The sequence below is a fragment of the Flavobacterium mekongense genome (assembly GCF_047038255.1).
GTDB classification, from domain to species: Bacteria; Bacteroidota; Bacteroidia; order Flavobacteriales; family Flavobacteriaceae; genus Flavobacterium; species Flavobacterium mekongense.
Map to the genome: position 1 here is coordinate 2544410 of NZ_CP174374.1, position 13209 is coordinate 2557618.

9 protein-coding genes are annotated in these 13209 nt (G+C 38.3%); all 9 read left to right on the plus strand.

The genetic code is table 11. The annotated features are described in order from the left end of the window. Positions 1-206 precede the first annotated feature (206 nt). Positions 207-1067 carry a helix-turn-helix domain-containing protein gene (locus tag ACJG85_RS11030; protein WP_412464128.1) on the plus strand — a complete coding sequence of 287 codons (861 nt, stop codon included), beginning with the start codon at positions 207-209 and terminating at the stop codon, positions 1065-1067. Positions 1068-1130: 63 nt separating this feature from the next. Continuing rightward, positions 1131-2195, plus strand: a complete 1065-nt coding sequence (locus ACJG85_RS11035; RefSeq protein WP_412476430.1) for a WD40/YVTN/BNR-like repeat-containing protein — start codon at positions 1131-1133, stop codon at positions 2193-2195. Between the two features lie 10 nt (positions 2196-2205). Continuing rightward, complete coding sequence (locus ACJG85_RS11040; protein ID WP_409680741.1) at positions 2206-2451, plus strand: hypothetical protein; 246 nt, start codon at positions 2206-2208, stop codon at positions 2449-2451. Between the two features lie 220 nt (positions 2452-2671). After that, positions 2672-3499, plus strand: coding sequence for a hypothetical protein (locus tag ACJG85_RS11045; RefSeq protein ID WP_412476431.1), 828 nt, complete (start codon positions 2672-2674; stop codon positions 3497-3499). Between the two features lie 8 nt (positions 3500-3507). Further along, on the plus strand, positions 3508-4362 hold the full coding sequence (locus tag ACJG85_RS11050) for a GNAT family N-acetyltransferase (RefSeq protein WP_412476432.1): 855 nt from the start codon (positions 3508-3510) through the stop codon (positions 4360-4362). Between the two features lie 194 nt (positions 4363-4556). Then, positions 4557-7811 carry a tetratricopeptide repeat protein gene (locus ACJG85_RS11055; RefSeq protein ID WP_412476433.1) on the plus strand — a complete coding sequence of 1085 codons (3255 nt, stop codon included), beginning with the start codon at positions 4557-4559 and terminating at the stop codon, positions 7809-7811. Next, entirely contained in the window at positions 7777-9717 is a 1941-nt protein-coding gene (locus ACJG85_RS11060; protein ID WP_409680730.1) for a DUF3857 domain-containing protein, read from the plus strand. Before ACJG85_RS11055 ends, ACJG85_RS11060 begins: the two co-directional genes overlap by 35 nt. Before the next feature lie 19 nt (positions 9718-9736). Beyond that, positions 9737-11710 (plus strand): DUF3857 domain-containing protein, encoded by a 1974-nt coding sequence (locus ACJG85_RS11065; RefSeq protein WP_412476434.1) that lies wholly within the window; start codon positions 9737-9739, stop codon positions 11708-11710. A gap of 122 nt (positions 11711-11832) precedes the next feature. Next, complete coding sequence (gene hemN, locus ACJG85_RS11070) at positions 11833-13197, plus strand: oxygen-independent coproporphyrinogen III oxidase (RefSeq protein ID WP_412464134.1); 1365 nt, start codon at positions 11833-11835, stop codon at positions 13195-13197. The last annotated feature ends 12 nt before the right edge of the window (positions 13198-13209 follow it).

Below are 13209 nucleotides of genomic sequence, written 5' to 3' on the forward strand. Positions count from 1 at the left end.
AATACTAAATTCCTACAATATATTAATTTATTTATTTTTTTCGATTTTACCTCTGAAATGATACTAACGATTCAATCTCATGAATGTTAAAAAAAGTTTCGCCTAATGCCATTATTTCACCACCGATACAAGGATAAAATCTCAATTTATTTTTGTAACAATCAGCTTCATATGGCTACCTATACTCCGAAACTTAAGGATGTGACATGTTGGTAAACAAAAAAATATTTACAGATACACAGGGAAACGAATTGCGTTTGTCCTTGGTCAACCAAATTGAACAAGAGGTGAAGTTTAGCGGATTTTCGGCTAAATATGTAGTCTCCGGCAGTGAACTTTACACCTTAAACCACAAAAAAATTAATGTCAACACCGGTGAATATGTGATTGGCAATTACAATACCACCTCTAAAGTACTCATCGACAGTACAACATCTGTAAAGGGTATTTGTATTGATGTGGCCAAAACACTACTCACCGATGTAATGGCATACAAGTTTGAAAACCCCAATGCTTTTTCCGGCTTTTTATTTGAACAGGAATGGATGGTTCAAAAATACAATGGTCAAAACACTACTCTAGGCTATGCCCTGCAAAAACTATCGGACAATTTTGAAAATTTATACCACGGAAATGCTGCCATCAGTAACGAACTCTTTTATGCGGTAGCCGAATGCATTGTAAACGATCAAAGCGAAATCTTCCAACGCTTTAATCGACTAAAAGCGGTAAAACAAGAAACCAATGGGCGACTGTTTAACTTTGTTTACGATGCTAAAAACTACATCGACCAAGCCTTCTTGGAAAAAATAAACCTCGAAAGCATTGCACGGGAAGCCAAACTATCGGAATACCATTTTTTGCGTTTGTTTAAAACCGTATTCAACATAACGCCTTACCAATACATCCTAAAAAAACGATTGGAGTATTCTAAAATACTATTGCAGCAAAGCTACCCTATTCAAGACATTGCGCTTCTAACCTCTTTTGCCGACAGTGCTGCTTACAGCAAAGCTTTTAAAAGCGCTTTCGGTTGCACGCCTAAACAGTTTGCCGATAAAAATTAGCAATTTTTGACAATAGCGTTTTTCTTTTAGTCGATAATTTTGACTAACTAAAAAAACTAAGCTATGACAAAAATTGTAATCAAAGCTTCGATACTGATCATCTCTTTGATCAGCGCAGCTGTAGCACAGGAAAACACTTGGAAAAAACTCAATACAGAGGCCTATCCGGGCAAACAAGACGACATAGTGTTTGTGGATGAAAACACCGGCTGGTATGTTAATGGCTATGGGAAGATATACCATACCAAAGACGGTGGTACCCATTGGGAGAAACAATGTGAACAAAAAGGGACTTTTTTCAGAACTATTGCTTTTGTTGATAAAAACGTTGGCTTTGCCGGTACAGTAGGTACCGATTACTTCCCGAATGTTACCGATACCATTCCGCTTTATGGCACCAAAGACGGAGGCAAAACTTGGAAGCCTGTTCCTTATAAAGGTCCCTATGTAAAAGGGTTGTGTGCGATAGATGTAGTAAAAGAACAATACATTAACCACGGAAAAATTGATTACAAGACCCATTTGTTTGCCGTAGGTCGTGTGGGAAGTCCGGCCAATCTTATGATATCGCACGATGGTGGTACAACTTGGATATCTCGCAGTATGAACAACGATTGCAAAATGCTGTTCGATATAAAAATGTTTGATAAAAACAATGGCATTGTATGTGCCGCCAGCAGTGAAGACATTACCCAATCTAACGCCTTAATCCTAACCACTGACGATGGCGGACAAACTTGGCAGAAAGTGTACCAATCAGCCCGTCCATTTGAAACCACTTGGAAGGCTTCATTTCCAACACGAGACGTAGGTTATGTGACCATTCAATCGTATAACCCCGATACCAATGTGAAACAACAAAGGGTAGCCAAAACTATCGATGGTGGTAAAACATGGACAGAAATCAACTTGGTGGAAGAGGCCGGTGCGCGCGAATTCGGGATTGGTTTTATAGATGCCAATCATGGCTTTGTAGGCACCATGAACTCGGGTTACGAAACCAAAGACGGCGGTACTACTTGGACGAAAATTGATTTGGGCCGAGCCTGCAACAAAATCAGAATTTACAAAGACGAAAAAGGCAAAACCTATGGGTATGCCATTGGAGTTAATGTTTTCAAACTTTAAATCAAACAATATGAAAACACCTTATACCAAATATATCTATGCAGGTTTTGTTTTATTGGCGGTGTATTACACTTTAGTCCAAAAAGATTATTCTTCTGCAGCAGTACAATTGGGTATTGCTTTAGCTTTTGATCCGTTTGACCAAGACCAAAAATGGAACGACAGACCTTTGTGGCAAAGGGCTTGGCTTATTATACATTTGGGCTTAACAGCAGCTTTATTCGGATTGGCTGTGGGTTTGGGAGATAAAATATAGTGTAGTACTCAACAAGCTTTTTTTGCTTTTGAATACCACTTCGTCAGTTCGAGTGGTTTTCACAGAGTGTAACGGAATAAAAATTGACACGAGGCGAAGCCGACTGCCGAAGGAAATCGACTCGAGCGCAGCGAACTGAGCGTAAGCTAGAACCGGTACCGAAACAACGTAGCTCATTTTCAATCCCTTTTTATATCTTAGCCTAATCAATTTTAAGAAAATGATTCGCAAAATAGTTTTAGGCTTATCTGCCTTGTTTGTGTTGAGTTGCCAAAACAAAGGTAATGAACTCCCTCCAAAACCACCCAAAAATGCTTGTGGTTGTACCCTAACCGATGAGGAAATGATTACCAAACTTCCCATTACAGCTAAGGGCGACAGTATAGTGGTGTGCAAAGTAGGCACCATTTCAGTACCCGGAAGTAACTTGGGCACTATGAATTGGCTTCAGTATTTGCAAAGCGAGTACAACGGTGGCGAAGGGGAAATATACGATTGCGTAATCAACCAACCTCTAAAATCATTGTATCCGTCGCGCGTTTTAAAATACAAAGACAAAAAATTGGTATTGGATTACCGTTTTCCGATGGATGTATATGACGCTTACAACAAGGTTTGGTTAGATTTAGAGATTCCTGTTTACCGACAAACCATTTATGCCAAAAACAATCGGATTTATTATTCTGCTGTTACCGTTAATTTTGACATTCCCCAACAAAAGCAAGCTGCCTTTGCTGCTGCCGATAAAGCTTACCTGGAAGAAAGCCAACGACCGAATCATTACATGATTTCGGGGGTAGTTAAAAAATTGTTTACCGCTGCTCTCAACGGAGATCCGGTTGCTAAAACACGCTTTGAAAATATCACTATAGATTTTAAAGATTACTACAAAGACCACGATGACTCTTATAAAATTTACCAACAATACCGCAAATTATACGACGATTACAACCAATATTTGGCCAAAGGCGGTGAGGTAAACTACTATGATTTATCCATCTTTCCGTATTTCAAAAATTTAACCGATAGCGGAAAGTCTTATTTGTAATGCATCTCATGGAATCCTTGACTTTCAGAAAACTGACATTTCCCGAATTTGAAACCTTAGTGAGCTGGGCAGCCCGTGAAGGCTGGAATCCGGGTCTACATGATGCGGAACTGTTTTATGAAACTGATCCGGAAGGATTTTACGGCTACTTTGAGCAAAACACCATGATTGGAGGCGGCTCTATTGTTTCCTATAATGGCGAACTGGGATTTATGGGCTTTTTTATAGTACATCCGGAGTATCGGGCAAAAGGCATTGGCAATGATCTTTGGTTGCTTCGAAGGGATACACTTTTAAAACGATTACAACCCAACGCTGCCATAGGAATGGATGGCGTAGTGGCCATGCAACCCTTTTATCAAAAAGGCGGATTTTCCATCGCTTACCGAGATGAACGCTACGAAAAAAAAGGAGAACACTTTCCAGCAAATCCATTGGTACAATTAGCTACTGCAAAAGACGAAGCTGCGCTATTTGCACTCGATTTGGAATGCTTTGGCGTGGAAAGAAAAAAATTCCTGAAACTTTGGCTTAACCCAACCAAATCCAAAACCTTTACCTATACTGAAAAAGATACGTTATTGGGATTTGCAGTAATGAGAAAATGCCAAACCGGTTTTAAAATCGGTCCGCTGTTTGCCGAAAACGAAAAGGTAGCAGAAGCACTCTACGAACGCTGTCTGACGGAAGCCATTGAGGAACCCGTATATCTCGATATTCCTTTAAATAATAAAGCGGCTTTGAGTATGGTAAATAAGTACAAAGCCGGCTATGTATTTGAATGTGCGCGAATGTATTATAACATACCGCCCAAAACAGCCACAGCCAAAGTGTTTGGCATTACCAGCTTTGAATTAGGCTAAAGCTTCTAAAGACAATTTATTAGTTTACATGTGTTTAATACTATAAAATCCTTAATTTTTTAAGATATAATCATATTTTTAAGCAATACAGGTTATTTTTTTTTATAATTCGCAAAAATACTCTCGGGATTATTTTTGGTTTTTTCTGACAAGTATTTATTCTATATTTGGTCATTTCAACCTATTACTACAAAATGAAACGTCTCTTTATCTCGTTGGCTTTCATGGCCACAGCTTACTTAAGCGCACAAACCGATTACTCAGCCGTGTACAACGGTAAACTATTTGTACAAAACGGAATTCAATTGTACGAAGAAGAAAAATACGATGCCGCAATAGCAGAATTCCAAAAGGTGGATGCACTCGACCCGGAATACGGCACTGCGTTGTATGAAATAGCGTTAACCCTTTCAGCTCAAGAAAAAAAAGAAGAATTAAAAGCGCATTTCGAAAAGGTGTATAAAACCAAATGGATGAAAAAACTCCCTACTCTTTATACTTTATACGGCAGCTTTTTGAGTGATGCAGAGAAATATGAGGAGTCTGAAAAAATATTCAAAGAAGGATTACAATTTATCCCGAACAATACCAACCACCAATACAACTTGGCCATTTTATATTACCGCGCCAAGAAAGTACAAGAATGTATTGATATCCTGAAAAAAATTATAGCCAATAATCCTAACAGTGCTTCATCTCACTATTTATTGGGCGCAGTGGCACTTGAAAACGGTAAAATTGCCGAAGGAAGTATGGCGCTTCTATCCTACTTAATGATTGCTCCTACCGGTAAATTTTCCAAAAATGCAGTGTACAAACTCAACGCTAAAATGGGCGAAAACTATTTGGAAAAAAGCAAACTGGTTTTCTCTAAAACCGGTGATAATTTTGAAGAATTGGAAACCATCCTTCGCAACCAATTGCCTTTGCGCAGTGCCTACAAAATAGAATCAAAGATTGACGATGTTGTTACCCGACAAGTTCAAGCCATTTTAGAATATACCCAAACCCATAAAATGGGCGATGGCTTTTTCGAAACCACTTACTTGCCTTGGCTAAAATCGGTAGCCGATAAAAAACAAATCGAAGGTTTCAGTTATTACATCTTAATGGGATTGGAAGAAGAACTGGGAAAAACTTTATTGGCACAGAAAAAGAAAATCCTGCAATTCAGCGAAGACTACATCGGTAAAGACTTTTGGAACGTATTTGCCCGCAGAAAGATGAACTTGTTTGGAGAAGATAAAGAAGTAATCATTTACTTAGATGAAGGCTTGCCTAACTTGATTGGAAGTGTAGTAAACGGTAAAAAAGAAGGTAAATTCAAACTCTTAAATGAATTTGAAAACCTTGATGGTGAATTGCAATTTGTGAATGACGAACTTAACGGCTTGCAAAAATATTACAACGAAGAAGGTAAAGTATATGAAGAAAAAAACTTTGCTAATGGCAAACTTCACGGCAAACGCACTGTATATTATCCGAGCGGTAGTTTGAGCTTAGAGGAAAATTACAAAGACGGCGAACTCGACGGTAAATCGACTTCTTACCACATAGCCGGTGGTATCAATTGTGACGGTACTTTTACCAATGGAGAAATCAACGGGACTTTAACCTGCTACTACCCAATAGGTACTAAGAAAAACGAAAGTTCTTATGTGAACGGAAAATTAAACGGGGTGTACAACACTTACAATAAGATGGGCGACTTGACTTCAACCGAAACTTACAAAGACGGTGAATTGGAAGGTAAATACACCAAATACTACGGTGGCAAAACCATACAAGAAGAAGCCGAATACAAAGCCGGCAAAGTGGTTGGATCTTTCAAAAAATACTACACCAACGGAAAGTTGGAAGAAGAATTTGTGTACAAAGACGGCAAAGTAAGTACCTCATCGGAATACTATGCAACGGGAGTAAAATCGGGTGAATCCACTTATAATGAAAAAGGCGAATTGATGGCCACCACCTACTTCAACCCTTCCGGAGAAAAATATTATGACGAGGTTTTCAATTCGAAAGAAATCAAACTCATCAGACAATACAGCCGCGATAATGGCAAACCTACCGAAATTAACTTAGCCCGAAAATCATTTGAAATCAAAACCTTAGACGGCAAAGTGGTAGCTACCGGTGCTTTTGAAAAAGGCAGAAGAAACGGTCAGTGGAAATTCCAAACGGCCTCTGGCAAACCGGAAACGGAAACGGCATTTGTAAAAGGCGAAAGAGAAGGCATTACTAAAAATTATTCCAAAAACGGTTTAATCAACTCTATCAGCTATTATTCAAAAGACACGCTACAAGGCCGCAATGAAGTTTATACAGACAGAGGTTTAAAAAGAATTTACAATTACCGCAAAGGTAACTTAAACGGTCCGTATAAGGTGTTTTATTCTGATGGCAGTATCTTAAATGAAGGGTTTTATGATGAAGACGAATTGGAAGGCGAACGCAAAACATTCTCTCAATCCGGACAAATAGTAATGATTGACCACATATTCAGAAACATTACCTTATCGAGTGACTACTATAATAGCAAAGGTGAAATAGCTTCTACTGTTGAGTACGACCACAAATCGGGTTCGGTAAACCAAACCATGAACAATGGTGCTTACACTTCGGTATTTGACCTTAAAAATGGTTACTTAGACGGCAAATACATCCGCAAAGACAAGTTCAGCCAACCGATGATTGAAGGAGAATACAAATGTGGTTCGCCGGTAAACTTGTACAAAGAATATGGTCCGAATAACACTATTTTATTGGAACAAACTTACTACAACGGCTTGATCAACGGTGTGTCTAAAAACTACGATTTAACCGGACATTTAAAGATTACTTCCGAATACAACTTTGGGGTAGAAAACGGCAAAACCATTCGCTATTACCACAACAAATCGAAGATGTATGAGTACAGCCAACAAAACGATGTTAAAGAAGGCGACTTTACCTACTACAACTTAAAAGGAGAACCTTTAATGACCATTTTCTTCCTGAATGATGCGCCGCAGTACTATATCAAAAAATCGAAAACAGGCGAACTGAGTGAAAAAGTGATGATAGTGAATGAAACAGGAACGCTAACTTCTAATTATCCTAACGGCAAAATTGCTTTGCAAATCACCTTCAATAAAGGCAATAAAGAAGGCGAGTTTTTCATCAATAATGAACAAGGCAAACCGGAGTACAAAGCATTTTACAAAGACGATGTAGTGCACAACGACCGTATTGAATATTACGCTAATGGCAACATTTACCTGAAAGAGCACTTTGTAAGCAACGATTACGAAGGGGTTCAGGAATATTTTAAAGAAGACGGAAAACCTTGGATTAAAGCCGAATACAAAAACGATGAATTACACGGTAAAACACAAATCTTTACCAATGGTGTATTAACATTAACTAAAAAATATGACTCAGACTATTTGGTGGAAGTTATCAAGTAAGGCAATAGTTAGCCTTGCTGTTGGGCTGAGTGCAATGGCCACAAACGCCCAAAGTAATTTCGAAACGTATAAAAAACAGTATCCCGACTTTAATGAGTTGATTGTTAACAATACTACTTCTTATACCATCAGTATAGTAGATAAGAAGTTAAAGGTAATTCAGGACAACCAATACGAAGCAATGATACTGTCCGACAACGGTATTCAAAACAACAAAGAAAGTTTTTCGTATTCCGATTTTGTCAAACTGATTTCCTATGATGCTTATACCGTAGTGTCGAATGGCGGTAAAGAAAAGAAAATCAAAGTAACCCAAGCTTTGGAAAAACAATCACGTGGCGGTTCGGTTTTTCATGACGACGTAAAAGTGAAACAAATGTCGTTCCCGAACTTAGAAGCCGGCGCCAAAAAAGTGTATGAATACACCACCGAATTCACAGATCCGAATTTGTTGCACAAGTTCATCTTCGGTGAAGTTTTGCCGGTAAAAAACTCAACCTTGGAAATCAAAGTCGATAAAAATGTCAATATAGGTTTCAAATTGTTCAACGATCCGAACAATCAAATTGTATTTAACAAAATTGAAAAGAAAGATTACAACTTGTACCAATGGACATTAACCGACGGTAAACCCTTTAAATTTGAAGGAAATTCACCAAGCATTTTGTACAGTGTACCGCACATCATTTTTTACATTGAAGATTACACCGCCGATAAAAACAAAGTAACCTTATTGGGCGATATCCAACGCATGTACACTTACTACAGTAGTTTTGTAGAAAACCTGAACACTAAAGAAGATGCTGCATTAAAAGAAATATCGCAAAACATCACGGCAGACAAAACTACGGAAGAGGAAAAAGTGAAAGCCATTTTTTATTGGGTAAAAGACAACATCAAATATATTGCCTTTGAAAACGGTTACGAAGGTTTTATACCTCGTGAAGCGGCCTTGGTCAACGAGCGCAAGTTTGGCGATTGTAAAGACATGGCGAGTATCATTTCGGCTATGGCCAAGTATGCAGGCGTTTCCAATGTGTATTTGGCTTGGATAGGCACACGTAACATTCCGTATTCGTTTAGCGAAGTGGCTACGCCTTCTACCACCGATCACATGATAGCGGTGTACAAAAAAGGAGCTGAATACATTTTTTTAGATGCTACCGACCAAGAAACAGCCTATGGTTTGCCTTCTGCCTTTATACAAGACAAAGAGGCGCTGTTGTACAACGGTGACAAATACCAAATTGTAAAAGTTCCGATTACACCTCCTGCCAAAAACTCGATCAATGATTCGGTTGTAATCAACATCAATAACGAAAAAATTACCGGTTCGGGTTGGTTGCAAATCACCGGATACAACCGTACCAATACTTTAGGGCAATTGGGCGATGCTACCAACAAAACCCGCTTTGAAATGATTAAGAGTTTGGTGCTGAAAGGCAACAACAAGTTTACCTTAAACGATTATTGCGAGGCGAATTTGAAAGATCGTGACAAAGCCTATGAAGTAGGTTACGATTTTGATATCGATAATTATATTGTTAAGGTGGATAAAGAGTTGTACCTCAATTTGGCTTTCGACAAATACTATGAAAAATCCAATTTGGAAAAAGACCGTGAGGCTAACTATGATTTCGATTACTTGAACCAATACATTTCTTCCGTAAGTTGTGTAATTCCAAAAGGCTACGAAGTAAAATATGTACCGAAGAATTTTGAAATAGACAATGAACTCATCAAAGTGCAATTGGTTTACCAACTACAAGGCAATACAGTATCAATGAAAGCCACTTTAGAAACCAAAAAAATCATGTTGGAGAAAAAAGATTTTGCCTTGTGGAACGAAACAGTTAAAAAACTCAAATCGGGCTATTCTGAAACCATCATTTTAAAAGAAAAATAAAATTCCTAAATACGAATCCATGAAATTTAACATTGCCCACAGGCTTACAGCGTTAGTTGCAGTATTGTTTTCAATGTCAATCAACGCACAAGATTTCAGCTTCCAAAATTACCATTGGGACGATAAAAATACCGTAATCGATATACCGGCTCAGTATAAAAACGAACCTGAAGTAGTACTCTCTCGCGTAACCAAAATTGAGTTAGCCTCCAAAGGAAAAGGGGCAGCCCAATATTATTTGGTTCACGAACGCACTTACATCAATTCCAACGATGCTGTGGAACGCAACAATAAAGTGTATATTCCGTTTAAAATGAATGAAAGCGTAATCGAAACGAAAGTGCGCGTTATCCAACAAAACGGCAAAATAACGTTGTTTGACAAAAAAGACATCAAAGAAGAAGTAGATGAAGAAAAACAGCTCAAGTACAACTACTTCGCTATTACCGGTTTGGAAAAAGGCAGCGTAATCGAAAAAATATTCATGTTGGAAGAATTCCAGGAATTAGACGGAAAAACGATGCGTATGCAATCGAGTGTTCCTATAGTGAGCAACGAATTCCAATTGATTTATCCGCGCCATTTGAAGTTCAAAACCAAATCGTCTAACGGTTTACCGGAAGCTGTTGAAGAAACGGCAGCAGATACTTTGAAAAAAACATTAACCGTGAAGGATACTAACATTGCGGCTTTGGAAGACGATGAAAAATACTCCAACCGCGATGTACACTTGAAATTATTCCGATACAAATTGGATGAAAACTTTTATACCGGTGCTAAAAACATCAACAGCTACGCTAAATTTACTTCCAACTTTTACGACAGAATCAATCCGCCATTGGATAAAAAACAACAAAAATCGGTAGAAGATTTTTGCAGTCAAATACCAAAATCCAATGACTTACAGGAGCAAATTTGGAACATCGAAAACAAGGTCAAAAAAACCATTACATTCAATTTGTATGCAGACAATGCTGAAAGCATAACCGATATCATCAAAAGCAAACAGGCTAACAGAATCGACATGCTCAAATTGTACTCGGCGGTTTTCCGTCATTTTAAAATTGAAAACAAAGTGGTACTAACCTCCAATCGTTTCGAAATACCGTTTGAAAAAGATTTTGAAAGTTATGAGAACTTAGATGAAGCTTTATTGTACTTCCCGGCCATCAAAAAATACCTGACACCCAGTGAAATTGAATACCGCATTCCTTTGTTTCCTGATGGTTTAGGAAACAACAACGGTTTGTTCATCAGTGAAAAAATCTTTGGTGGCGTTGGTATGGGCGTGAGTGAAATTAATTTTATCGAATTGCCCGGAGTGGAATTAACCACCGATTATATGGTGATTACAGCCGATTTTACAGAAGATATAGAAAATCCTAAAATAACCACTGCTATCGATTTTGGTGGGTATACCGCTATGAACTTCCAACCGATTAAGGATTTCACTTCGGCAGAACAATACCAAACTATATTAAAGAACATAGCTGAAAACTACACTATTAATACCGAATATTCTTCGCTTAAAACCGAAAATGACGGTGTGGAAAATATTGGTAAAAAACCTTTTGTAATGAAGCTAACCTTTGACGGAAAAGACCTGATTCAGAATGCCGGAGGCAATTATTTGTTCTCTGTTGGAAAATTAATCGGCTCTCAAATGGAATTGTATCAGGAAAATAAAAGAACACTTCCGGTTGAAATAGACCATCCGCACGCCTACCAAAGAACCTTAAAAATCATATTGCCCAAAGGTGTTACCGCTAAAAACTTGGAGAAGTTCAATATGAATTTTAAAACCGACCTCAACAATAAAACGGAAGCCGGATTCGTAAGCAGCTACACCGAAAAAGACGGTGTGATTACTGTAACCAATACCGAATTCTATAATGTGGTGAACTATCCTTTAGAAAAGTTCAACGATTATAAAAACGTAATTAATGCAGCAGCCGATTTTAATAAAATTGTCATCATGCTGTCCAAAATATAACCAATTTCGTTTTTCGCAACAAACCTCTTCCCTAAACCGAAGAGGTTTTTTTATGCCTATATGACAATTGTCATTTTAATTGGGCCGCTGTCGTTATACATTTGCTATTGAAAAATTGCATCATGACAGTTTCATTAGTCCAAAAATATAACGTTCCGGGGCCGAGATACACTAGTTATCCGACAGTTCCTTATTGGGACGAGAGTTCATTTTCTAAGGAAAAATGGAATAAAACAGTATTGAAAAGTTTTGCCGAAAGCAATGCTTCAGAAGGCATCAGCTTGTATATTCATTTGCCTTTTTGCGAAAGTTTGTGCACCTTTTGCGGTTGCCACAAACGCATTACAAAGCGTCATGAAGTAGAGCATCCCTATATACAAGCAGTTTTAAAAGAATGGAATTTGTACTGCAATACCTTTCCGGAAAAACCCGTCATAAAAGAAATTCACTTAGGTGGTGGAACGCCTACTTTTTTTGCGCCCGAAAATTTGGAACAACTCATCAACGGTATCTTTGAACGAGCCGTGAAAGCCAAAGAACACGAGTTTAGTTTTGAAGGTCATCCTAACAATACTACCAAAGTGCATTTACAAAAATTGTATGACTTAGGTTTCCGAAGGGTTAGTTTTGGAGTACAAGACTACTCTGAAAAAGTACAAACCGCCATTCATCGTCTGCAACCATTTCACAATGTGGCTAAAGTTACTTTTTGGGCCAGAGAAATCGGATACACTTCCATTTCACACGATTTGGTCTTCGGATTGCCATTTCAAACCTTAGACAATGTGATTGATACCATTGAAAAAACCAATTCGTTAGCACCCGATAGGATCGCCTTTTACAGTTATGCCCATGTGCCGTGGATTAAAGGAAACGGGCAACGCGGTTTTAAAGACGAAGATGTTCCTAAAGATGACGAAAAACGCAAACTTTACGAAGTGGGAAAAGCTTTGTTGGCTGAGCGTGGTTATCATGAAATTGGAATGGATCACTTTGCGCTGAAAGAAGACAGTATGTACCAATCGTTTGAAGAAGGAAAATTACACCGCAATTTTATGGGCTATACAGCCTCCAAAACCCAATTGATGGTTGGGCTGGGTGTTTCTTCTATAAGTGACAGTTGGTATGGTTTTGCCCAAAATGAAAAAGAACTTGAAGCTTATTATGATAGGGTGAATCGTGATGAGTTGCCTGTTTTCAGAGGCCATATCTTAACGGAGGAAGATTTGATCATTCGCCAACACATCCTTAATTTAATGTGTCAATTCAAAACCACTTGGCATTACAACAACGGTAATTTTAAGGAACTGCACGAGGTACTCGACAGCTTACAAGAAATGAGCCATGATGGTTTATTGATCATCAAACCGAATAGTTTGGTTGTAACCGAGAAAGGGAAACCTTTTGTGCGTAACATTTGCATGGCATTCGACTTGCGATTAAAACGCAGAACGCCTCAAAATCAGTTGTTCTCCATGACTGTTTGATACCATTACCCA

What these genes read in the sequence shown, in the direction of transcription:
- ACJG85_RS11030 (WP_412464128.1), top strand. Translation starts at nt 207, where the DNA reads ATGTTGGTAAACAAAAAAATATTTACAGATACACAGGGAAACGAATTG.
- ACJG85_RS11035 (WP_412476430.1), top strand. Translation starts at nt 1,131, where the DNA reads ATGACAAAAATTGTAATCAAAGCTTCGATACTGATCATCTCTTTGATC.
- ACJG85_RS11040 (WP_409680741.1), top strand. Translation starts at nt 2,206, where the DNA reads ATGAAAACACCTTATACCAAATATATCTATGCAGGTTTTGTTTTATTG.
- ACJG85_RS11045 (WP_412476431.1), top strand. Translation starts at nt 2,672, where the DNA reads ATGATTCGCAAAATAGTTTTAGGCTTATCTGCCTTGTTTGTGTTGAGT.
- ACJG85_RS11050 (WP_412476432.1), top strand. Translation starts at nt 3,508, where the DNA reads ATGGAATCCTTGACTTTCAGAAAACTGACATTTCCCGAATTTGAAACC.
- ACJG85_RS11055 (WP_412476433.1), top strand. Translation starts at nt 4,557, where the DNA reads ATGAAACGTCTCTTTATCTCGTTGGCTTTCATGGCCACAGCTTACTTA.
- ACJG85_RS11060 (WP_409680730.1), top strand. Translation starts at nt 7,777, where the DNA reads ATGACTCAGACTATTTGGTGGAAGTTATCAAGTAAGGCAATAGTTAGC.
- ACJG85_RS11065 (WP_412476434.1), top strand. Translation starts at nt 9,737, where the DNA reads ATGAAATTTAACATTGCCCACAGGCTTACAGCGTTAGTTGCAGTATTG.
- hemN (WP_412464134.1), top strand. Translation starts at nt 11,833, where the DNA reads ATGACAGTTTCATTAGTCCAAAAATATAACGTTCCGGGGCCGAGATAC.